This window comes from Cupriavidus sp. 291-E7 (assembly GCF_057798835.1).
In genome coordinates, this window is sequence record NZ_JBYOJV010000022.1 from 43399 (window position 1) to 66328 (window position 22930).

18 protein-coding genes are annotated in these 22930 nt (G+C 65.6%); 9 read left to right on the forward strand and 9 right to left on the reverse strand.

The genetic code is table 11. The features are described from left to right. Nucleotides 1-119 precede the first annotated feature (119 nt). Both AC3FLX_RS28245 and AC3FLX_RS28250 read right to left on the reverse strand, forming a co-directional pair. Nucleotides 120-2777, reverse strand: coding sequence for a DUF6600 domain-containing protein (locus AC3FLX_RS28245; protein WP_488700627.1), 2658 nt, complete (start codon nt 2775-2777; stop codon nt 120-122). Nucleotides 2778-3038: 261 nt separating this feature from the next. Continuing rightward, complete coding sequence (locus tag AC3FLX_RS28250) at nt 3039-4364, reverse strand: putative bifunctional diguanylate cyclase/phosphodiesterase (RefSeq protein ID WP_488700677.1); 1326 nt, start codon at nt 4362-4364, stop codon at nt 3039-3041. Between the two features lie 290 nt (nt 4365-4654). Here AC3FLX_RS28250 and AC3FLX_RS28255 point away from each other — a divergent pair, with 290 nt between their 5' ends. The 8 genes from AC3FLX_RS28255 to AC3FLX_RS28290 all read left to right on the forward strand — a co-directional run bounded on the left by AC3FLX_RS28255 (nt 4655) and on the right by AC3FLX_RS28290 (nt 14434). Further along, nucleotides 4655-6274, forward strand: coding sequence for a methyl-accepting chemotaxis protein (locus AC3FLX_RS28255; protein WP_488700628.1), 1620 nt, complete (start codon nt 4655-4657; stop codon nt 6272-6274). Nucleotides 6275-6295: 21 nt separating this feature from the next. Beyond that, nucleotides 6296-6778 carry a chemotaxis protein CheW gene (locus tag AC3FLX_RS28260; protein ID WP_488700629.1) on the forward strand — a complete coding sequence of 161 codons (483 nt, stop codon included), beginning with the start codon at nt 6296-6298 and terminating at the stop codon, nt 6776-6778. Then, a complete protein-coding gene (locus tag AC3FLX_RS28265) occupies nt 6775-8040 on the forward strand; it encodes a CheR family methyltransferase (RefSeq protein WP_488700630.1) in 1266 nt (421 codons plus the stop codon). Before AC3FLX_RS28260 ends, AC3FLX_RS28265 begins: the two co-directional genes overlap by 4 nt. Then, nucleotides 8033-8728: a chemotaxis protein CheW gene (locus AC3FLX_RS28270; protein ID WP_488700631.1), complete on the forward strand. Its 696-nt coding sequence runs from the start codon at nt 8033-8035 to the stop codon at nt 8726-8728. Before AC3FLX_RS28265 ends, AC3FLX_RS28270 begins: the two co-directional genes overlap by 8 nt. Then, complete coding sequence (locus AC3FLX_RS28275; protein WP_488700632.1) at nt 8725-11028, forward strand: hybrid sensor histidine kinase/response regulator; 2304 nt, start codon at nt 8725-8727, stop codon at nt 11026-11028. The genes AC3FLX_RS28270 and AC3FLX_RS28275 overlap by 4 nt, the downstream gene beginning before the upstream one ends. Further along, the gene (locus tag AC3FLX_RS28280; RefSeq protein ID WP_488700633.1) at nt 11025-12056 is read left to right on the forward strand and encodes a chemotaxis response regulator protein-glutamate methylesterase; all 1032 of its coding nucleotides are present in this window, start codon (nt 11025-11027) and stop codon (nt 12054-12056) included. The genes AC3FLX_RS28275 and AC3FLX_RS28280 overlap by 4 nt, the downstream gene beginning before the upstream one ends. Nucleotides 12057-12062: 6 nt before the next feature. Beyond that, nucleotides 12063-13073, forward strand: coding sequence for a diguanylate cyclase (locus AC3FLX_RS28285; protein WP_488700634.1), 1011 nt, complete (start codon nt 12063-12065; stop codon nt 13071-13073). 578 nt (nt 13074-13651) lie between these two features. Then, complete coding sequence (locus AC3FLX_RS28290; protein ID WP_488700635.1) at nt 13652-14434, forward strand: DUF4397 domain-containing protein; 783 nt, start codon at nt 13652-13654, stop codon at nt 14432-14434. A gap of 83 nt (nt 14435-14517) precedes the next feature. On the opposite strand, the gene AC3FLX_RS28295 is transcribed toward AC3FLX_RS28290, so the two are convergent. The 4 genes from AC3FLX_RS28295 to AC3FLX_RS28310 all read right to left on the reverse strand — a co-directional run bounded on the left by AC3FLX_RS28295 (nt 14518) and on the right by AC3FLX_RS28310 (nt 18874). Continuing rightward, nucleotides 14518-14805 carry a helix-turn-helix transcriptional regulator gene (locus AC3FLX_RS28295; RefSeq protein WP_488700637.1) on the reverse strand — a complete coding sequence of 96 codons (288 nt, stop codon included), beginning with the start codon at nt 14803-14805 and terminating at the stop codon, nt 14518-14520. Nucleotides 14806-14992: 187 nt separating this feature from the next. After that, on the reverse strand, nt 14993-16495 hold the full coding sequence (locus tag AC3FLX_RS28300) for a tripartite tricarboxylate transporter permease (protein WP_488700638.1): 1503 nt from the start codon (nt 16493-16495) through the stop codon (nt 14993-14995). A gap of 13 nt (nt 16496-16508) precedes the next feature. After that, nucleotides 16509-16970: a tripartite tricarboxylate transporter TctB family protein gene (locus AC3FLX_RS28305; RefSeq protein WP_488700639.1), complete on the reverse strand. Its 462-nt coding sequence runs from the start codon at nt 16968-16970 to the stop codon at nt 16509-16511. A 467-nt stretch (nt 16971-17437) separates the two neighbouring features. Beyond that, nucleotides 17438-18874 (reverse strand): MATE family efflux transporter, encoded by a 1437-nt coding sequence (locus AC3FLX_RS28310; protein ID WP_488700640.1) that lies wholly within the window; start codon nt 18872-18874, stop codon nt 17438-17440. 227 nt (nt 18875-19101) lie between these two features. On the opposite strand from AC3FLX_RS28310, the gene AC3FLX_RS28315 reads away from it, so the two are divergent. Next, nucleotides 19102-20529: an NAD-dependent succinate-semialdehyde dehydrogenase gene (locus tag AC3FLX_RS28315; protein WP_488700678.1), complete on the forward strand. Its 1428-nt coding sequence runs from the start codon at nt 19102-19104 to the stop codon at nt 20527-20529. A gap of 67 nt (nt 20530-20596) precedes the next feature. Here the strand turns inward: AC3FLX_RS28315 and AC3FLX_RS28320 are convergent, their stop codons facing one another. From AC3FLX_RS28320 to AC3FLX_RS28330, 3 genes are read right to left on the reverse strand one after another with little or no spacing between them, the layout of a single operon-like run. Continuing rightward, nucleotides 20597-21790 (reverse strand): DUF2252 family protein, encoded by a 1194-nt coding sequence (locus AC3FLX_RS28320; RefSeq protein ID WP_488700642.1) that lies wholly within the window; start codon nt 21788-21790, stop codon nt 20597-20599. A 51-nt stretch (nt 21791-21841) separates the two neighbouring features. Beyond that, entirely contained in the window at nt 21842-22198 is a 357-nt protein-coding gene (locus tag AC3FLX_RS28325; RefSeq protein ID WP_488700643.1) for a cytochrome C oxidase subunit IV family protein, read from the reverse strand. An 8-nt stretch (nt 22199-22206) separates the two neighbouring features. Then, nucleotides 22207-22905 (reverse strand): heme-copper oxidase subunit III family protein, encoded by a 699-nt coding sequence (locus AC3FLX_RS28330; protein WP_488700645.1) that lies wholly within the window; start codon nt 22903-22905, stop codon nt 22207-22209. Nucleotides 22906-22930: the final 25 nt, after the last annotated feature.

Here is a 22930-nt window from a genome sequence, read left to right on the forward strand (position 1 = left end):
CAGCATCGAAGTGGCAGTTAGAAAAAAACGTAAGTGGAGAGAAACAAAGGGCGTCCGGTTTGACCGGACGCCCTTTGTCTTTGGACGCTGCCACAGCAGGCCAACCACCCGCGATGAGGCTAGCGGCGGTCCTCGTTACGCGCCTGTTGCGCGTGCCGCTCCTGCTGGGCCCGCTGTTGCTGTTGTTGCTGCTGCTGTTGCTGTTGCCGCTGCCGCTCCTGTTGCTGGCGTTGCTGCTCCTGGAACTGGCGTTGCTGCTCCTGAGCCTGCCGCTGCTGCTGTTGCTGCTGCTCCTGCATATGCCGCTGCTGTTCCTGCGCCTGGCGCTGTTGCTCCATCTGCTGGCGCTGCATGGCCTGCTGCCGCTGCTGCTCGAACTGCTGCCGTTGTTGTTCCTGGAACTGGCGCGCCTGCTCCAGTTGCTGGCGTTGTGCCGCCTGCTGACGCTGCTTCTCCATCTGCTGACGTTGCTGATCCTGGAGCTGTCGCTGCTGCTGGTCGCGCATCTGGGCTTGCCGCTGCATATCCGCCTGCTGCCGCTCCTGCGCCTGGCGCTGCTGGTCGAACTGCTGCTGCCGTTCCTGCGCCTGGCGCTGAACGTCCTGCTGCTGGCGCTCCTGTTGCTGGCGTTGCTGGTCGAACTGCTGCTGGCGCTGCTGCGCCTGGCGCTGCTGCGCCTGGCGCTGGATGTCCTGCTGCTGACGCTCCTGTTGCTGGCGTTGCTGATCGAACTGCTGGCGGTTCATCGCGTCACGGCGTTGTTCGTCGAGCTGGCGCTGCTGGTCCTGCGTCATACGCTGCTGGTCGAACTGCTGGCGGCGTTGCATGTCCTGCGACTGCCGTTGCTGATCCTGCAACTGACGTTGCTGATCATCGCGCTGACGTTGCAACGCCTGCTGTTGCTGGCGCTGGAAGTCCGCCCCCTGCCGCTGCTGATCCTGCAGCTGGCGTTGCTGATCGTCGCGCTGGCGCTGCAATGCCTGTTGCTGCTGGCGCTGGAAGTCAGCGCCCTGCCGTTGCTGGTCCTGCAACTGGCGTTGCTGCTCGAACTGCTGGCGCTGGGCGTCCGATATTCCGGCTCGCGGCTGGTCGGGCCGATTCCCCGGTCCGCGCGCCGACTGCGCTGCCTGGCTCATGCGCACATCGGGCTGCCACGGCATGGCTTGGGCCTGCGATCCACGCCGGCCGTCGTCCCTGCCCGGTTGGCCCGGACGGCGATTGTCCGCACCGGGTGCCGGTCCGCGCCACGGCGCCCCCGCGCCGGCCGTTCCGCCTTCGCGTGCAAAGCGGCGCGCCAGATCGTCACTGCCGATGCGCCCCGGCTGATGGGCCGCGATGGCCTGGCGCTCGAAACCCTGCCGCGCCATCGGCGGCAGCCCTTGCGGCCGTGCGCCGCCACCAATCAGGCTGGCCTTGACCGGCGCCATGATCGGTCCGCCACGACCTTCGCCCACTGGCAGTTGGCGCCATTCGTCACGATGGCTGCCACGCGGCACGGGACGCCCCTCCACGAAATTGCGTGAAGGCATGCCCGTGATCGCCCCCGGCACGTTGTGGTTCATCCAGCGATCCCGGTCGCCGCCGCGCATCCACGTGTTGTTGACCGTGATGTTGTTGATGCGTGTGACATACCGGGGGCTGGCCCGGTACACGGGCCGATAGACATCGCGCGGCCCCAGCGGATACCAGGCCACGCCCGGCCCGCTGCCGATGCGGATGCTGGCGCCGCCGATGAAGCCGACCACGGCCGGCGCATAGCACGGCCGCACTGCCACCGGACCCGGCACCCAGCCCCAGCGGCTGCCGAAGTATGCCCAGCGTCCATAGTGCGAAGGCGCAAACCCCCAAGGGGCGTCGTCGATCCAGGTCCAGCCCCACGGCGCCACCCATGCCCAGTGGCCCGCGCTGTAGGGTGCCCAGCCCGCCGCCACGGTGCGCGGAAACCAGACCGCGCCGTAGCCGGGGTCCTGCTGCCAGTCGCCATAGTCGTCCAGCGCCGTATAGCCGGTCATGTCGGGCGGTACATAGCGCGCGGACGGCGAGGCATCCTCGCGCGCATCGCGGGCGGCGGCCCATTGGTCGAAGCTGTCCGGCGGCGGGTAATTGCCCGGTCCGGCATCGGCCAGGTCGGTACCGGCAAAACGCATACGCTGACCGCGGCTCAGCTCGATCGAGCGCGTATCGCCATACAGCACGGCACTGCCATGACGCATCGTCACGAGCGTGGTGGTGCCATCAGGCGAAACGTCGATCCGGTAATCGCCCGGCTCGCGCGGCACGAACGCCAGATTGGGCGTGTCCACTTCCACCTGCTGGTCGGCGGGCAGCGCCCGCACGCGCAGCTGCAGCGTGCCCTGCGTGAGCTTTACCTGGGTAGCGCGGTCGTCGAGGTTCAGGATCGTGGCGGCTGTACCACCGCCCAGCCGCACCGCCGTCGTGCCGGCGTGCAGTTCGGCGCGGCCGCCCGGGTCCACCCAGAGCCGGTCGCCCGTGGTCATCGGCCGGTTCGGTCCCACGGCCGCCCATTCGTCGGAGCCGGCCGGCGCAAAGCTGAGCCCGCCCGCCATGTCGGTCACCGTGGCGATGCGCGACGGCGGGTCGGCCATTGCGGCGGATGGGTCACCAAGGACGTTGGCGCTGGCGTCGTCGGGCGCCTGCTGCATGTAGCCAGGCGGCACGCCGGGGTTGTAGTCCTGTGCACGGGCATGCCCTTGTGCAAGCAGCACAGCCAGCCCGATGGCGGTTGGCACGAGTACGAAGCGATAACGGGGTTGCATGATCTAATACCTGAGTCCAGCGGGCCGTGCCGGTAATTTGGCGGCACGCACCCGCTTGCCACCGTATATCGGATAACGGCGGAAAGACCGACCTGTGCACCGGACTTTGTAAGCACATATTTCCCGCCAGGCCTGCCAAGGCTTGCGGGATAAAGCCGGATACAAGTCTTGCAGATATGGGCCGAAAGCGCGCCGTTGGCGGGTGTTGCGCGATCTATGTCGCGGCGCAGCAATGCCTGCGCCGCGCCGTCCTGGCGCCGGTCAGCGCGGCTGGTTGCGCAGGAAGTCGGTCAGTCGGTCGGCCGGCATCGGCCTGCCGTAGAGGTAGCCCTGTGCCTCGATGCAGCCGTTCGCCAGCAGGAAGTCGCGCTGCTCGGCGGTCTCCACGCCCTCCGCCACCACACCGATCTTCAGGCTCTGGCCAACGTTGATCACGGAGCGGACGATGGCGGCGTCCACGTTGTCCTGGGTGACATTGCGGATAAAGGACTGGTCGATCTTGAGCCGGTCCACCGGAAACGTCTTCAGGAAACTCAGCGACGCATAGCCGGTGCCAAAATCGTCGCAGGTCAGCGTCACGCCATCGCGGCGCAGCGCCTGGAGCTGGTCAGAAACTTCATCGCCCTGCTGCAGGGCGATGGTTTCGGTGATTTCGATCTCAAGCCGGTCCGGCGGCAGTTCCAGGGCGCGCAGCACGTGGCGCACCTCGGTTAGCAGCCGGCTTTCCGCCAACTGGGCGGCAAACAGGTTGATGGCCACGCGCGGAGCCTCGGGAAAGGTCAGCGACCACGCCCGCGCCTGGGCACAAGCCGTATGCAGCAGCCACATGCCAACGTCGGCGGCCACGCTGCTGGCGGCCAGTGCATCGATGAACGCGGCCGGCGTCAGCAAACCAAGCGTGGGATGGCGCCAGCGCATCAGCGCCTCGGCACCCACCACGCGGCCGTCGCGCAGGTCCACCTGCGGCTGGTACAGCAACTCGAACTGGCGCTGGGCATAGGCTTCACGCAAAGCCTGGACGAGCGACAGGCGCGTCGTCACGTCGGCCCGCATCTGGGGCTTGAAGAACCGGATGGTACGGCCGCCGTCGTGCTTGGCCCGGGCCAGTGCCAAGCTGGCGGCCGCCAGCACGTCGGCCGTGCTATCGCCGCCGGCAGGCATCACGCACGCGCCCACGCTGGCCAGCACGTGATGGCGGTTGCCGTTCAATTCGTAGGGAGCCGACAGCATCGACAGGATGGCGGCGCTCACGTGGCGCACCAGAGTGGGGTCGGAAATCGAGGTCAGCAGCACGCCGAACTCGTCCCCGCCTACCCGGCCGACCACGGCATCGCGCGGCGATGCATCGCGCAGGCGACGGGCCACCTGTTGCAGGATCGTGTCGCCTTCCATGTGGCCGTGCATGTCATTGAATGCACGGAAATCGTCGATGCCGACCAATAACAGGGCGAAGCGGGGCGTCGTCTCGCCTAGCAGACGCGTTTCCACCCGTTTCAAGAATGCCTGGCGGACGACCACGCCGGTCAGCGGATCCAGGTCCGCCGGCGGCAAGGCGCCAGTCGCCTGTGCCTCCGACTTGGCCACCATCCCTGTCCTATCAGTTGTGATGAACATGTTTCCCGCTCAAGCTATTTGGCAAGTGTGACGAAAACCTTGAAAAAAGCAAGCGCTTCAATTTGGCGTCGCGCGCCGCGCAACGGCGCGGGCTGGCGGGAATCGGTCCGCCGTTGAAATGGCCCGGACGTTACAGTACCCTACGCCGCAAACGCCTACCACCCATCGGGAAGGGATTTTCCCCCATCCGGGTGGAGGCCCTGGCTGACGGCCAAGGCCGGTCCCGCCGGCCGTGTCCGGCCCAACGAGAGATACCATCGACCGTGAACCACTGGACCATCCGCACACGCATCCTGGCTAGCTTCACCTTCATACTGCTGGTCATGACGCTGATGAGCGTGGCGGCCTATAACCGGTTGTCCGCCATCGAGCACGAGACCACGGTCATGCGCACCGATGCGCTGCCGGGCCTGAACTACAGCGCCGGCATGCGCGGCGTCTGGGGTGAAATCTACGTGCTGGCCTGGCAGACCGTTACCGCATCGGACCCGGCACAGCGCGCCAAGCTGCTGACCCAGACCGAAGACGCCAGCCGCCGGCTGGACAAACTGCAGAAGCTCTATTCCGATTCCATCCAGCGCGAAGCGGATCGCACCCGTTTCCGGGCGTTCCTCGATATTCGCGCCAGATATGAGCAGGCTGCCCAGCCCTACCTCGATCCCACGCGCTGGAAGGACACCGCCGCCGCCGAGGCTGCCCTGCGCGGTAGCGCCCACGAGATCTGGGCCGACGGCCGCAAGGCGCTGCAGGAACTGGTCGACGACAATGCCCAGGTCAACGACCACGCCGCGGCGGGCATCGTCGATTCGGTAAGCTCGGCCAAGACCGGCATCGAGATCGCGCTGGCCTTCGCCGTGCTGGCTGCCCTGGTCTGCGGCTGGCTGCTGCTGCGCGCCATCAACAGCCCGATGCGCTCGATCGTCTCGCTGCTGACCGCGATGCGCGGCGGCGACCTGCGCCAGCGCATGGCACTGAACCGCCGCGACGAATTTCAGGCCGTCGAGCAAGGCTTCAACCAGTTGTCCGGTGAACTGACCACGCTGGTCGGCCAGGCCCAGCGCTCGGCGATCCAGGTCACGACTTCAGTCAACGAGATTGCCGCTACGGCGCGCCAGCAACAGGCCACGGCCACCGAAACCGCCGCCACCACCACGCAGATCGGCGCCACTTCGCGCGAGATCGCGGCCACCTCGCGCGACCTCGTACGTACGATGAACGAGGTCTCTCACGCCGCCGAGCAGACTGCCGGGCTGGCCGGTACGGGCCAGGTCGGCCTGTCGCGCATGGAAGGCACCATGCACCATGTGATGGAGGCGGCCGGGTCGGTCAACTCCCGCCTGGCCACGCTCAACGAGAAGGCCGGCAATATCAATCAGGTGGTGACCACCATTGCCCGCGTGGCCGACCAGACCAACCTGCTGTCGCTCAATGCCGCGATCGAGGCCGAAAAGGCCGGCGAATATGGGCGCGGTTTCTCCGTGGTAGCCACCGAGATCCGCCGCCTGGCCGACCAGACCGCCGTGGCTACCTACGACATCGAGCAGATCGTGCGCGAGATCCAGTCCGCCGTGGCCGCTGGCGTGATGGGCATGGACAAGTTCTCGGAGGAGGTGCGGCGCGGCATGTCCGAGGTGACGCAGGTGGGCGACCAGCTTTCGCAGATCATCGGCCAGGTGCAGTCGCTGGCGCCGCGCGTGCAGATGGTCAACGAAGGCATGCAGGCCCAGGCCGGCGGCGCCGAGCAGATCAACCAGGCGCTGATGCAGCTGTCCGAGGCGGCGCAGCAGACGGTGGAATCGCTGCGCCAGTCGGGGCAGGCCATCGACGAGCTGACGCTGGTTTCCAACGAACTGCGCAGCGGCGTCTCGCGTTTCAAGGTCTGAGCGGACCCGCCGCTCCTCGTCATGGCGCTCTTCCTGTTGTTCCGAATCGGCTCCGACTACTACGCGCTCGATAGTGCCGAGGTGGCCGAAGTCTTGCCGCTGACCGCCACCAAGCAGATTCCCGGCGCACCGTCGTGGGTCACGGGCCTGATGGTGCGCAGGGGACAACCGGTGCCCGTGATCGACATGACTGCGCTGGCCACGGGCACGGCCGCCGCGGCACGTACCAGCACGCGAACCGTGCTGGTGCACTACCGCCGCCCCGGCGAGCGTCCGGAAGGCAACGCGCCCGCGCGCCTGCTGGGGCTGCGGCTCGAATATGCCACCGATACGCTGCGATGCGATCCGGCGTCATTCGTCGATGGCGGCATCGATCCGGGCCAGGCGCGCTATCTTGGCCCGGTTCGGCACGATGCGCGCGGACTCATTCAATGGGTGCGCGTGGCCGACCTGCTGCCCGACGCCGTGCACACGATGCTATTTCCCGAGGCAAGCCCCGCATGACGGACCTGCCCCATCCCCCCACGCAGATCGAGACCCTGCTCAAGGAGCGGATCGGCCTTGACGCGGCGGCCATCGGCCCGACGGTCATCGCGCGCGCCGTCGAGGAGCGGCGGCTTGCCGTGGGCGCGCCCGATCCGGCGGCGTACTGGAACCTGCTGCATGTCGTGCCCGATGAGCTGCAGGCACTGATCGAAGCCGTGGTGGTACCCGAGACGTGGTTCTTCCGGCACCGCGAAGCCTTGCTGGCATTGGGACGCTTTGCCGCCCAGCGCGTGTTTGGCGACGGTGAGCGCCTGCTGCGCGTGCTCAGCGTGCCATGCTCGACCGGCGAGGAGCCGTACTCGATCGCGATGGCGCTGTTTGATGCGGGACTCCCCGCCGACCGTTTTCGCGTGGACGCGGTGGACGTCAGCGCCCGCGCACTGGAACGCGCCCGCACCGGGCTGTACGGCAGCAACGCGTTTCGCGGCGTACCGCTCGACTTCCGCGACCGCTATTTCGCCCCCTCCCCTACGGGCTACCAGTTGTCGGAGAAGGTCCGGGCGCAGGTGCGACTGCTGCAGGACAACCTCGTGGGGCCAGCCCTGTTGGCCGGTGAGGCGCCCTACCATTTCGTGTTTTGCCGCAACCTGCTGATCTATTTCGATCCGGCTACCCAGCAGCGTGCAGTGCAGACATTGCGCCGCCTGACATTGCCGCACGGCCTGATTTTCGTGGGGCCGGCCGAAGCCAGCCTCTTGACCCGCGAAGGCCTGGCCAGCACCGGTGTGCCGCTGGCCTTCGCATTTCATCCCGAGCCGGCCCGCAAGGAGCCTGCGGCATCGGCCGCACCCGCCTGGCAACCGGCCGCCGCCGCGAGTCGCACCGTGCCAGTACATCGCGCCCCCGCCCCGCGCGTCCGCATGCCGATGGCGGCCACAGTGGCGACGCCGATTGCCGCATCCGCGCCACACGATCCACTGGCAGCGATCTCGGGCATGGCCGACCGTGGCGAGCTCGAATCGGCCACGGCCGCGTGCGAGCTATATCTGACCCAGCACGGGTCCTCGGCCGATGGCTGGTGCCTGCTGGGTGTGCTGCACGATGCGACCGGCCATATCGCCGATGCCCATGCCGCCTATCGCAAGGCGGTGTATCTCGACCCCGGCCACGAGGAAGCGCTCTACCACCTGGCTGCATTGCTCGACAGCGAGGGCGATGCCTCCGGCGCCCATCGGCTGCGCGAGCGCGCCCAGCGTCATGCCCGACTGAGTCATGGCTGATTCCATCGTCAACACTTCTCCCGCTACTTTGCCCGGCCTGGTCGCAGGCACCGTGGACGACTGCTGGCGCCGCATCGGCACCGGCGGCGACCGCTCCTGCCCGCAACTGGCCACCTACCTGCGCTGCCGCAACTGCCCGGTCTATGCGCAAGCCGCTGTCACCGTGCTCGACTCGCTTGCCGCCGGCAGCCTGTGGGACACCGCGGCCGACGGCGCCGATGCGCCGGCCGACGGCGAACGCGACGCGGGCCAATCTCTGCTGATCTTTCGCGTGGGCGACGAATGGCTGGCGCTACCGACCGGCGCCCTCGGCGAAGTGACAGCACCCGCGCCCGTGCATTCATTGCCACACCGCCGCCATGCCGCGCTGATCGGCGTGGCCGCGGTACGCGGAACGCTGCTGACCTGTGTGTCGCTGGCGCTGCTGTTCGGCGGCGGCGCCCCGGCTGAAGACCAGCGCGATACCCGATTCCTGATCCTGGGACAGGGACGCAATGCGCTGGCGCTACCGGTGGCCGAAGTGGCAGGCGTCGAGCATGTGCCGCACAGCGCGCTGCTGCCGCTGCCCGCCACGCTGACGCGCGCCTCCGCCCGCTACACGCAGTCGCTGTTCGAGCACGGCGGCCACAGCGTGGGGCTGCTCGATGCCGAGCTGTTGCGCCTGGCGCTATCGCGGAGCCTGGCATGAATCCCGAACAATTGCGCGATGCGTCGATGCTGGACCTGTTCGCACTCGAAGCCGACGCACAGGCCGAGGTGCTGAACGCGGGCCTGCTGGCATTGGAGCGCGATCCCGCCGCGGCCACGCATCTCGAAGCCTGCATGCGCGCCGCGCACTCGCTCAAGGGTGCGGCGCGCATCGTCGGACTGGACGGCGGCGTGCGCGTGGCGCATGTCATGGAAGACTGCCTGGTCGCAGCCCAGCGCGGCGGCATCGTGCTGTCCGCCGCGCATATCGATGCCCTGCTGCAAGGCACGGACCTGCTGCAGCGCATCGGGCACCCGCCGGGCGGCAATATCAACTGGCCCGAGCTCGATGGCCTTGCCGAAATCGATGCGTGGGTCACACAGATGAACCGGCTGCTCGACGGCGATTTTCCCGCGCCGCCAGTGCCCCAGTTGGCGCCTTCGCCTCCGGCAGCGACCGCCGAACCGGATGCCACGCCGGCCCCGGCCTTGGACACAGTCGCGCCCGCCGTGCAGCCGATGGGGCCCGCCGAGCCGCTGGCCGATGTGCATGAACGCATGCTGCGCGTCAACGCCGATCGTCTGGACCGTCTGCTGGCGATGACTGGCGAGGCCTTGGTCGAATCGCACTGGCTGCGGCCGTTCGGCAGTGCCATGCAGCAGTCGCGCCGCCAGCAGATGCGCGCGCTGCAGGCACTCGATGGCGTGCAGGCGCTGCTGGACGCTCCCGATGGCTCGGTGCCGCGCATGCGCGCCGCACTGGCCGGACTGCGCCAGTTGATGGAAGACGGCCAGAGCCAGCTATCGCAGCGCGTTGAGGAATTCGACCAGTACGAACATCGCTCCAGCCGCCTGTCGCGCCGGCTCTACGATACGGCGCTGTCGTGCCGCATGCGTCCGCTGTCGGATGGCATCACCGGGTTCTCGCGCATGGTGCGCGATCTGGGACGCACGCTGGGCAAGCAAGTCCATCTGGTGCTGTCGGGCGAGCAAACACAGGTCGATCGTGACATCCTGGAGCAGCTGGATGCGCCGCTAGCCCACCTGCTACGCAATGCCGTCGATCATGGCATCGAACTGCCCGAAGCGCGCCAAGCAGCCGGCAAGCCCGAGGCCGGCCGTATCACGCTGCTGGCCCGCCACAGCGCCGGCCGCCTTGTGATCGAGATCTTCGACGATGGCGCGGGCGTGGACCTGGAGGCGCTGCGTGCCGCCATCGTGCGCCGTGGCCTGTCACCGGCGGACACGGCGGCACGGCTGTCGCAGGCCGAATTGCTGGAATTCCTGCTGTTGCCGGGTTTCAGCCTGCGCGAGACCGTCTCCGAAGTCTCGGGCCGTGGCGTCGGGCTCGATGCGGTGCAGGACATGGTGCGCGCCGTGCGCGGCAACCTGAAACTTTCGCAGCAGCCCGGCAGCGGCCTGCATTTCCACCTTGAGCTGCCGCTTACGCTGTCAGTCGTGCGCGCACTGCTGGTGGAGGTGTCGGGCGAGGCCTATGCCTTTCCGCTTGGACTGGTGCAGTGCGCCGTCGGCGTGCCACGCGACGCGATCGAACAGACCGAACGGCACCAGCACTTCCGGCACGAGGGACGCCCGGTCGGGCTGGTCAGTGCCGCGCAGATCCTGCAGCGCCCTGAACCGCCCAGCGAAGGCGACACGGTAGCGGTGGTGGTGATCGGCGAGCAGGAGCGCGTCTATGGCATCGCCGTGGACCGCCTGCTTGGCGAACGCATGCTGGTCGTCCAGCCGCTTGCCCAGGCGTTGGGCAAGATCAAGGACATTGCGGCCGGTAGCCTGACCGATGACGGCACACCGGTGCTTATTTTCGATGTGGAAGACATGCAGCGCTCGGTGGAGAAGCTCGTGTCCGAAGGCCGCATCGAACGCGTGCGCCAGGCCGGCGCCGATGCCACGGCTGTGCGTCGCAGGCGCGTGCTGGTGGTCGACGATTCATTGACCGTGCGCGAGCTGGAGCGCAAGCTGCTGGCCGGGCGCGGCTACGACGTGAGTGTGGCCGTCGATGGCATGGACGGCTGGAACGTGCTGCGCGCGGAGCCGTTCGACCTCGTTATCACCGACGTCGACATGCCGCGCATGGACGGCATCGAGTTGGTGACCCGCATCCGTGGCGACGCGCGGCTGGCCCAGTTGCCGGTGATGATCGTGTCGTACAAGGATCGCGAGCAGGACCGCGAGCGCGGCATGCAGGCCGGTGCCGACTACTACCTGGCAAAGGGCAGTTTCCACGATACCGCGCTGCTCGATGCCGTGCGGGACCTGATCGGCGAGGCACGTACATGAAGATCGGCATCGTCAATGACTCCGGACTGGCCGTCGCCGCGCTGCGCCGCGCGCTGGCGCTGGACAGTACGCTGGAAATCATCTGGGTGGCCGGCAACGGCGAACAGGGCGTGCAGATGGCCGCGACGCAAACGCCCGACCTGATCCTGATGGACCTGCTGATGCCCGTCATGGACGGCGTGGAAGCCACGCGCCGCATCATGGCGGCCACACCGTGCGCGATTGTCGTCGTCACGATGGACCTGGGCCGCAATGCAAACCAGGTGTTCGACGCGATGGGACACGGCGCGATCGATGCGGTGGACACACCCACGCTGACCCAATCCGATGCGACGCTGGCGGCCGGCCCGCTGCTGCGCAAGATCCGCAATATCGGGCGCCTGCTGGGCGGCCGCGCGCAAACCCCGCACACGCTGGCTGCCGCATCGTCCGCGCCGGCCGCGCCACGGCTGGTGGCGATTGGCGCATCGGCGGGCGGCCCGGCGGCACTGTCCGCGCTGCTGGGCGCGCTGCCCATCAATTTCGGCGCCGCGGTGGTGGCTGTGCAGCACGTCGATGAAGCGTTCGCGCAAGGCATGGCCGAATGGCTCGACGCGCAATGCCCGCTGCCGGTGCGCATCGCGCGTGCCGGCGAAACGCCACAGGCCGGCGCAGTGCTGCTGGCAGGCACCAACGACCATCTGCGGCTGGTGACTGGCGCACGCATGGCCTACACGCCCGAGCCGGGCGACTACCTGTACCGCCCTTCCATCGACGTGTTTTTCGAAAGCGTGGTGGAACACTGGCGCGGCGAGGCCGTTGGCGTACTGCTGACCGGCATGGGCCGCGACGGCGCCCAGGGCCTGAAGGCCATGCGCGACCGAGGCTTCCTGACCATCGCGCAGGACCAGGCCACCAGCGCCGTCTACGGCATGCCAAAGGCCGCCGCCACGCTTGGCGCGGCCCAGGAGATTCTGCCGCTGTCGCGTATCGCGCCACGGCTGGTCCGGGCCTGCGGCGGCCAGGAGACAACAAGACACAAGGGGTAAGAGGAAATGCCTAGAAATGGGAATGCGGCCGATCCATCGGCCTCCGGAAACGAATACCTGGCGATGGTTCTGCTGGTCGATGACCAGGCCATCATCGGCGAGGCCATCCGGCGCGCACTGGCGGGCGAAGCCGACATCGACTTCCACTATTGCGCGGACCCCGAGCAGGCGGTGGCGGTAGCCGAGCGCACCCAGCCAACCGTGATCCTGCAGGACCTGGTCATGCCCGGCACCGATGGCCTGACGCTGGTGCGCCGCTACCGCGAGAATCCTGGCACACGCGACATTCCGATCATCGTGCTCTCCACCAAGGAAGAACCCACGATGAAGAGCGCCGCTTTTTCGGCGGGCGCCAACGACTACCTCGTCAAGCTGCCCGATACGATCGAGCTGGTGGCCCGCATCCGCTACCACTCGCGCTCGTACCTGAACCTGCTGCAACGTGATGAGGCGTATCGCGCCCTGCGCCAGAGCCAGCAGCAATTGCTTGAGACCAACCTCGAACTGCAGCGCCTGACCAATTCCGATGGCCTGACAGGTCTATCCAACCGGCGCTATTTCGATGAATACCTCGGCGCCGAATGGAAGCGCGCGCAGCGCGAACAGACGCAGCTCGCGTTGCTGATGATCGACGTGGACGCATTCAAGGCCTACAACGACACCTATGGCCACGTGGCCGGCGACGAAGTGCTGCGCCGCGTCTCCACCGTGATCCGCGAGAATTGCGCCAGGCCAGCCGACCTGCCCGCGCGCTTCGGCGGAGAGGAATTCTCGATGATCCTGCCCGCCACCTCGCCCGGCGGCGCGCGCCTGCTGGCCGAGAAAGTGCGGCGCTCGATCGAAACGCTGCGCATCGCGCACAGCGGATCGCCGACGAGTGGATTCGTCACGGTCAGCATTGGCGGCGCGGTCATGGTGCCCGACGGCGACAGCAACTTCAGCAAGCTCGTCGAAGCGGCCGATGCAGGCCTGTATCAGGCCAAGCGCAATGGACGCAACCAGGTGGTGATGGTGTAGTTTTTGCACGGGCGGGCGCGGTTACGTACGCACCTTGCGTACGCATACTCGCTGGCGACACACGCCAACGCCCCTGCCGGCATGGCACGCATTCTGCGAGACAGACGATTCCGCGTCGTCGCCCGCGCGACATCTTCTCCGTGACCTGCCCCTACCGCACGTCACGACGCATCGGCCGTTACGGCTAACCTGCAGTTTTTTTCAAGGCGGGCCGCGTTTGACGTAGCGGCCCGCGTATCGCTGTCACCGCGCGCGACCGATGCTCACGCACGCGAGGCTCGCGCTCGCACGCGCATTGGCCTCATGACACGCCCCTGACGCGCTTTGCAAGAACTACATGTTTGAAACGCACGGACGTGTGTCAGGTCTGCAACCAAATTGTCGGACTCCTCCGACATCGAATTCGGAGCCGTGCGTCTGTCTCCGTTTTTCGTGGATGCCTATCGTTCCATCAAGGCTAGCGCAATCACACAAGGCTGCCAGCTGGAACCGGCAGCAGAGCGCCGGTTTCACTAGCTCCGTCGTAGCCCGCATGTCCCGCTCGCTCCCTGACTTCCAACGGAAAAAGAGGTGAACACATGACGCAATTCAGGAAAAGAATCATTCTGGGACTCGCACTGGCAACGACCGCGGTATTGGCAGCGTGCGGTGGCGGCGACGACGGCATCGATGACCGCATCGGCGTCAGCAAGCCGGCGGTGCGCGTGATCCATGCAGTCACGGCTGGTCCCAATGTCGACGTGCTGCAGAATGGCGCGCTGACCGCCCTGAAGAACATCCCCTACAAAACGGTTTCGGGCTACTTCGACGTATCCACCGGCAACAATCTCTTCGCGGTCAATCTCGCGGGCACTGCCACGCAGATCGGCGCAACCACGGTGGATGCGCATACGGGCCACAAGTACACGGTGATCGCATTGCCGGGCACCACGTCGGCTGACGTCGCGCAGATCGACGATCCGTATGGCAAGGGGATCATTTCCACCTCGGCCCGCGTGCGGACGTTCAATGCCTCGATCAACGCGCAGAACGTTGACGTGTACCTGACCACCCCGGCAGTCGATCTGAACTCGGTGCAGCCGAACATGGCGGCGGTCCAGTACAAGAACGCCGTGCCGGCTTCAGGACAGGACTCGCAGTATGTGGACGGCGGCACCTATCGCCTGCGCATCACTACGGCGGGCACCAAGACCGTCATCTTCGATTCGGGTGCGCTGACCATCGACAAGAACGCCGACTGGCTGATCACGACGATCCCGGCGGACGGCTTTGGCGCCGTGGTCCCGAACAAGATCAAGGTGCTGGTGGCGCAGAGCAATACCAGCGACGCGACGGCCCAGGAACTGGTCACGCAGCAGTAGTCGCGGTAACAACCGGCTCGCCGGCGATCGCCCCGATGCCCTTGCGGCACGGGGCGTTTTTCATGCACGGAAGAACCGCGACATCATTCGACGTCGCTCTTCAACACATCGAGATGCGACAGGTAGGCGTCAAGCTCCGCCCGGCCCTGGTCGGTAATCGTGTACACGCGGCCATTGCCTTCCACCAGCTCCGCGGTAATCGCGCGTGCCATCATCAGGCTGCGTAGCACCGGCCGCAGAGCACGGATGTTTTTGTCGATGCCGCGCTCACGCAGGCGCTCCATCAGGTGGAACACCGTTGACGGGCTGGACTGTACGAGCTTGAGCACGTAGAGCCGGGAAACGATCCGGTCGAGTGAAGGTGTTTTCATAGGCGCAGGTGACGCAGCCAGAGGTGCGGGAATTCTGATCATCGTGCGCAGCCCGTGATCGCTGGTTGCGGCCGGGCCTCTCTTTGTCCTGGAATACTAAAAAAACGGGGTGCACGTATGGCACCCCGAAAGCTTGCTAGATGCGCGCCACCGAAGTGGCGCGGTAGTTCAGGAACGCCACGGAGCGTTATTCTTCCTGGAACGCTTCTTCGCGCTTCGCCTTGATGGACGGCAGCGCAACCACGGCCACCAGCGCGGCTGCCGCGATCAGCAGGCCGAGCGACAGCGGACGGGTGAAGAACACCGTGAACTCGCCACGCGACAGCAGCAGCGTACGGCGGAAGTTCTCTTCCATCATCGGTCCCAGCACGAAGCCCAGCAGCAGCGGAGCCGGCTCGCACTTGAGCTTCAGGAACAGGTAGCCGATCACGCCGAAGGCAGCCGCCATGAAGACGTCGAAAGTCTGGTTGTTGACCGAATAGACGCCGATGCAGCAGAACGTCAGGATGGCCGGGTACAGGAAGCGGTACGGCACGGTCAGCAGTTTCACCCAGATACCGATCATCGGCAGGTTCAGGATGATCAGCATCAGGTTGCCAATCCACATCGAGGCAATCAGGCCCCAGAACAGCGACGGGTTGCTGGTCATCACCTGCGGACCCGGCTGGATGTTGTGGATCGTCATCGCACCCACCATCAGCGCCATCACGGCGTTCGGCGGAATACCGAGCGTCAGCAGCGGAATGAACGAGGTCTGTGCGGCGGCGTTGTTCGCCGATTCCGGACCTGCCACGCCTTCGATAGCGCCCTTACCAAACTCGTGCGCGAACTTCGAGGTCTTCTTTTCCAGCGAGTACGCTGCAAACGAAGCCAGTGCCGCACCGCCGCCCGGCAGGATACCCAGCGCCGAACCCAGTGCCGTGCCACGCAGCACGGCAGGGATCATGCGCTTGAAGTCTTCCTTGGTCGGGAACAGGTTGGTCACCTTGTTCGTGAACGTTTCGCGGGCTTCCTTCTGTTCCAGGTTCGCGATGATTTCCGCGAAACCGAACATACCCATCGCCAGCGCCACGAAGTCGATGCCGTCGGTCAGCTCCGGCACGTCGAACGAGAAGCGCGCGGCGCCCGAGTTCACGTCGGTACCGATCAGGCCCATCAGCAGGCCCAGCACGATCATCGCCACGGCCTTCGGCAGCGAGCCGGAAGCCAGCACCACGGCACCGATCAGGCCCAGCACCATCAGCGAGAAGTACTCGGCGGGGCCGAACTTGAACGCCAGTTCCGACAGCGGCGTTGCAAAGGCGGCCAGGATCAGCGTGGCCACGCAGCCGGCGAAGAACGAGCCCAGACCGGCGGTGGCCAGCGCCACACCAGCCCGGCCACGCCGTGCCATCTGGTAGCCATCGATGGTCGTCACCACGGACGACGATTCACCGGGCAGGTTCACCAGAATGGCGGTGGTGGAACCACCGTACTGGGCACCGTAGTAGATACCCGCCAACATGATCAGTGCGGCCACCGGCGGCAGCGAATACGTCACCGGCAGCAACATTGCGATCGTGGCCAGAGGCCCGAGGCCCGGCAGCACGCCGATCAGCGTACCGAGCACGCAGCCCAGGAACGCGTACGCCAGGTTCTGCAGGGTCAGTGCCGTGGAAAAACCCAAGGCAAGGTGTTCAAACAATTCCATTTGGGGCGACTCCTTAGCCGGTGATGAAGGCAGGCCACACCGGCATCTGCAGGTTGATGCCGTACACGAACGCACCCATGCTGATCAGCACGAGCACGACGCTGTTGAGCAGCGCGCCCTTCCAGCTGAATTCATGGCTGGCCATTGACGACACGATCACCAGCACGAACACCGACAGCACCATGCCCAGCGGCTTGAGCAACAAGCCGAACAACACGACGGAACCGAGAATCCACAACAGGATCTTCAGATCCCAGCGGGCAAGCTGGTCTTCCTCGCCCTTGGACGACAAAGCCCCGATCGTCACGAGCGCGCCCAGCAATGCAAGCACGAGACCGAGCAGGAACGGGAAATATCCGGGACCCATCTTGGCGGCTGTTCCCATTGAATAGCCGCGCGCGACGAAGGAAAAGCCCAGACCGACCAGGACGAACATCAGGCCGGAGGCAAAGTCCTTTTGGCTGCGTATGCGCAAAACGATTCTCCTCAAAGTTGTGAAAGCGGTACCGCGTGGCCTATCGGCTCTGACACGCCACGCCGCGAACGCGCGAATGCAGACACGTTCGACGCGATGGAGCGAACGATAAGAACGCGATCTTTCAGGTGCCTTTCATTTGTCTGGGGTTCAGGGTATTTCCCGATTCCCCATACGTATGCACTCCGGAGCACTTACATCATGTTGTGATATATTTTCCGGGGCGATGAAAGTCAATTGAAAGACGAGGCCGAAAGCATCATGAAAGGAAAGATTGCGCAGTGAGGCGGGGATGCGGCGCAAGAGGGGCGCGGAGCTTTCTGCTGGCTTACAGCCTTGGCATCGGACCCGGCGTAGAGGTCGTATGTGTAGTCATATGAAATGCCGTCGGATGTGTGTATGCGTTGCGCTACGTATGACGGCTGTTTGCGCGCCACTCCCGGATGGAGACAGCGGCGCGCCCTGGGCTAGCGAACCGCCTCCACGTCGGCGTCCTCGCATGGCGTTCCCATGCTCGTGTCCGGAGCCTGCCCCACCGCCGCCGGCAGGATATGGCTGCGCTTCCAGTTGCCATACCGGTAGTACAGGAAGGCCAGCGCGACTGACACCACGGAACCCAGCGGAAAGCTCCACCAGATCGATTCCGCGCCAATCCGCGGGCCAAGCAACCATGCGAACGGCAACCGGATGACCCACATCGATACGAACAGGATCACCAGCGGCGCCATCACGGCGCCCGTGGCGCGAACAGTGCCAAACACCACGATCGTGAAGCCGAACAGGATGAACGACCAGAGCACCACACGATTGATATGCTGGGCGATCTCGATGGCCACGCCGTCGTCGCCCAGAAAGATGCCGAGCGAATGGCGGTTGAACAGGTAGATCAGCGCCACCAGAGCGCCCGTCATCAGGACGTTGAACATCAGACCCACCTGCGTGACACGCGACACACGCGCCCACAGGCCCGCCCCAACGTTCTGCGCGACCATCGACGATACGCTCGCGCCTACGGCCAGCGCGGGCATCTGTACATAGGTCCATAACTGTGATGCCACGCCGTAGGCGGCGGTGGTCTGCGACCCGTGGGTGTTGACCAGTGACATCATCACGATGGCCGACGACGAGATCACGACCATCTGCAGCCCCATCGGCAGGCCCTTGGCCACCAGCGCCCGCAGGATGGCCCCATCGGGCTTCAGCAGCGCGAGTTGAGAGCGGTGCAGCAGCAGGAAATGCTTGCGCCGGTATAGCAGCGCGATCATCGCCGCAAGGCTGGTGAGCTGTGCGATCAGGGTGGCCATCGCGGAACCGGCGATGCCCAATGCGGGAAGCGGCCCCACGCCAAAAATCAGCAGCGGGTTCAGCACAACGTCCAGCACCGCGGACAACAACATGAAATAGAACGGCGTGCGCGAGTCGCCAGCGCCGCGCAGCGTCATCATCACGAAGTTGTAGAAATACATGAACGGCAGCGCGATGAAAATGATGCGCAGATAGATGACCGCAAGTGGCGCGGCATCGGCCGGCGTGTGCATGGCCGCCAGGATCTGCGGCGTGAAGGCGAAGCCCAGCGCCGACGCCAGCACCGATAGCGCAACGAAGAACGTGGTGCTGGTGCCCACCACGCGCCGTGCTTCGTCAATGTCGCGCGCGCCGATCGCCTGCCCGATCATGATCGTGTTCGCCATGCTGATGCCGAAGACGACCCCCAGCAGAAAGAACAGGATGATGTTGGCGTTCGACGTGGCAGTCAGCGCCGACTCGCCAAGAAAGCGGCCCACCCAGATCGAATTGATCGATGCGTTGAGCGATTGCAGGATGTTGCTGCCCAGCACGGGCAGCGAGAACATGAGCAGCGTCCGGCCGATCGGGCCGGTGGTCAGTCTGGCGTCTGGCTTCATCAGGTTGAGATATTCCGCACTGCAGCAATGAATGAACTCCGGGACCCGCCAGTCTAGAACGGCAGCCGTGGCGCTGCCAGCGCGGCGCGCTGACGGGCACGGCCGATTATCGACCGCCGACGCTTCTCCATGCGCACATCTTCCCGAAGCGTTAAGCTTGCGGTTTTCCGATCGATCGTTCGCGGGCCGCCGGCCCGGCGTCCCAACCCGCTAAGGAGACACGCATGGTGTACCAGGATCTCGCCCTCTACATCGATGGAGAATTCGTCAAGGGAGGCGACCGGCGCGAGCAGGACGTCATCAATCCGGCCACCCAGGAACTGCTCGGCAAGCTGCCGCACGCCACCACCGCGGACCTGGACCGCGCACTGGCCGCCGCGCAGCGTGCCTTCGAGACGTGGAAGAAGACCTCGCCGCTGGAGCGCTCGGCCATCCTGCGCCGCGTGGCGGAACTGACCCGCACCCGCGCCAAGGAAATCGGCCGCGATATCACGCTGGACCAGGGCAAGCCGCTGGCCGAGGCCGTGGCTGAAGTGACGATCTGCGCCGAGCATGCCGAATGGCACGCCGAGGAATGCCGCCGCATCTACGGCCGCGTGATTCCGCCGCGCAACCCCGCCGTGCGCCAGATCGTCGTGCGCGAGCCGATTGGCGTCTGCGCCGCGTTCACGCCGTGGAATTTCCCGTTCAACCAGGCCATCCGCAAGATCGTGGCGGCGATTGGCGCCGGCTGCACGTTGATCCTGAAAGGACCCGAGGACTCGCCCAGCGCGGTGGTCGCGCTGGCACGCCTGTTCCACGATGCAGGACTGCCTCCGGGTGTGCTGAACATCGTCTGGGGCGTGCCTGGCGAAATCTCGACGTACCTGATCGAGTCGCCGATCGTCCGCAAGATCTCGTTCACCGGCTCCGTGCCCGTGGGCAAGCAACTGGCCGCGCTGGCCGGCGCGCATATGAAGCGCGTGACGATGGAACTGGGCGGGCATTCGCCGGTGCTGGTATTCGACGACGCCGATATCGAGCCGGCGGCCGAAATGCTGGCCCGCTTCAAGCTGCGCAACGCGGGCCAGGTGTGCGTGTCGCCGACCCGCTTCTACGTCCAGGAGAAAGCCTACGACCGCTTCCTGGCGCGCTTTACCGAGGTAATCGGTTCCATCAAGGTTGGCAACGGCCTCGACGACGGCACGCAAATGGGCCCGCTGGCACATGAGCGCCGCATCGCGTCGATGGAGCAGTTCCTGGATGACGCCAACCATCGCGGCGGCAAGATCGTGGCCGGCGGCTCGCGCATCGGCGACAAGGGCTTCTTCTTTGCCCCGACCGTCGTCACGGACCTGCCCGACGACGCCAAGCTGATGGTGGACGAACCGTTCGGACCGGTGGCGCCGGTGACGCGCTTCAAGGATACGGAAGAGGTGCTGCGCCGCGCCAACGGCCTGCCGTTCGGCCTGGCATCGTACGTCTTCACGAACTCGCTGAAGACGGCACATCAGGTATCGAACGGGCTGGAAGCCGGCATGGTCAACATCAACCATTTCGGCATGGCGCTGTCGGAGACGCCGTTCGGCGGCATCAAGGATTCCGGCATTGGCAGCGAAGGCGGCCAGGAGACCTTCGACGGCTATCTGGTCACGAAGTTTATTACGCAGGTCTGATCGCTGGCGTCCTGCCTTCGATGCGCGCCTCTCTGGAATTCGCGGAGAGGCGCGCGGAAATAGCTCCTTACTTGCCTCCCCTCGCCTTCCGGTAGTCTTCCGCGAACGCCTTCCACTGCGTCAGCGACACATCGCGCCCATGCCGGGCCAGCCGCAGCGCCATCGATTGCCAGCGCCCGCCCGCGGCGTAATCCTGCAGTTTCTCGATCCGGTCCGCCGCCTGATGGCCACAGCCGCGCAAATGCGCCCAGGCCGCCGCACGCGCCATCGTCGTCAGTACATTCAGCAAGGCAACCTTGTTGCGGCAATGCGCCAGGTCCACGCGATCCGTGGTCGGTTGCAGGCTCTTGACCAGAAACGACTCACGCCGGCTCAGCGTCACGTACGACAGCAGCGCCGGCGATGCCGCCTGCATGATCTGCTGCACCGTGGCCACGCGCTGGGCATCGCTGCTCCAGTGCGGCTGGTGACGCTGCATGGTGGACCATGCGCTGGGCGCCGCCCGCTTGACGTCGATGAGCCGCTTCGACGTCAGTTCCCGCATTTCGTGGGCGAGCACGACGTAGCGCTCCAGGCCCAGGCTGCCGACGCCAGCCACGCGGCGCGCGGCATCCTCCGCGACGAATCGATGACCGTGATGTTCCTGCTTCGAGTAGAGCGAGACGATATGCGCGGCGCGATCGCGCTGCTCGCGGTCGGCGCGTAGCGCACGGCGGCCCAGATCGAGCCGTCGACGCCCGCCTCGCATCTCCGTACGCGCCGCCAGCAGCGCCCCGCGCCTGCGGCGCTTGACCTGCCGCAGCAGCGTGGCCACCAGCCCCGTTGCCGTGGCTCGCTCGATCCAGCGCGGCTTGCCGGCGCGCAGCGTATTCGTGTATTCGCCCAGCATGTTGGCGCATGCCACGCGGGCGTCCGCCTCCGACAGGCCGTACTGGTGCGCGGCCACCAGTACGCTCGACAGCATGCGCACCGCATCCACCGTGAACGGCGCCACCAGTGCGTCGTCGAAATCGTTCAGGTCGAAATAGACCAATCCGTTGTCGCCTTTGAACGAACCGAAATTCTCCACATGCAGGTCGCCACAGACGTAGGTCAACGGTGCATCGAGTCCGATCTCGCGCCCGAGCGATGCGGCATAGAGGTGATTGGTACCACGAAAGAAGGCAAACGGTTCCGCCGCGATGGCGGCCAGCTTGAGGGTCAGCCGTTCCGGATCGCGGCCGTGGTTGTATAGCAGGATGCTTTCAGTGGCAGCGTGCATATGCGAGGTCCAGGGTTGAACAACGCGGCGCCCGCCGCCAGTGTCTGGACGCTAGCGGAAGAACACGCCGCGGGTCAGGAAAGTGTAATCCGCTTCGGCCGCCATGAGCCACACCAGCACCAGCAAGCACAGCGGCGGCAGCAGTATCGCGCAGATCAGCGCCATGCGCTCCCATGCCATGTGCATGAACACGGCGATGATCAGCCCTGCCTTGAGCGCCATGAACAGCAGGATCAGGAACCAGCGCAGATAGCCGGTCAGATGATAGTAGTCCACCAGGTACGACAGCGTGGACAACACGAACAGCAGCAGCCAGACCTTCAGGTACAGCTTGATCGAGTGCGACTGGCCGCCGTGCTCCTCGGCCGGTTCGGCGTGCGGTGCCGCATGCGTAGGCGTCGATGCCATGATTCGCCTCACCAGAGATAGAACAGCGCGAAAATGAAGACCCAGACCAGGTCCACAAAGTGCCAGTACAGGCCGGCGATCTCAACGGCCTGATAGTTGCCACTGATATCGTAGTGGCCGCGCAGCACCTTGCTGGCGATGAACAGCAGATAGATCACGCCACAGGTCACGTGAAAGCCGTGGAAGCCCGTAATCATGAAGAACGTGGAGCCGAATTGTGCCGCGCCCAGCGGGTTGCCCCACGGACGGATGCCTTCCACGACAATCAGCTTGGTCCATTCGAAGGCCTGCATGCAGACAAAGACCTCGCCCAGCCACGCCGTCACGAACATCAGCTTGGCGCATGCCATGCGGTCGCGGCGATAGGCGCAGTTGACAGCCATCGCCATCGTGCCGCTGCTGGTAATCAGCGTAAACGTCATGATGGCAATCAGCAGCAACGGCACGGGCTGGCCACCGACGTCGATGGCAAAGACTTCGCTGGCATTCGGCCACGGCACCGTGTTGGACATGCGCACCGTCATGTAGCCGGTCAGGAAGCAACTGAAGACGAAGGTGTCGGACAGCAGGAAGATCCACATCATCGCCTTGCCCCACGACACCTTGAAGGCGCGCTGGTCCGAGGACCAGTCCGCCACCAGGCCGCGCAGGCCACCCGGCGAATGACCGTGCGGCGATGACGCTGGAGAAGAGACTTGTGCACTCATTTCTGGCTCCATCGGCGTACCCGCC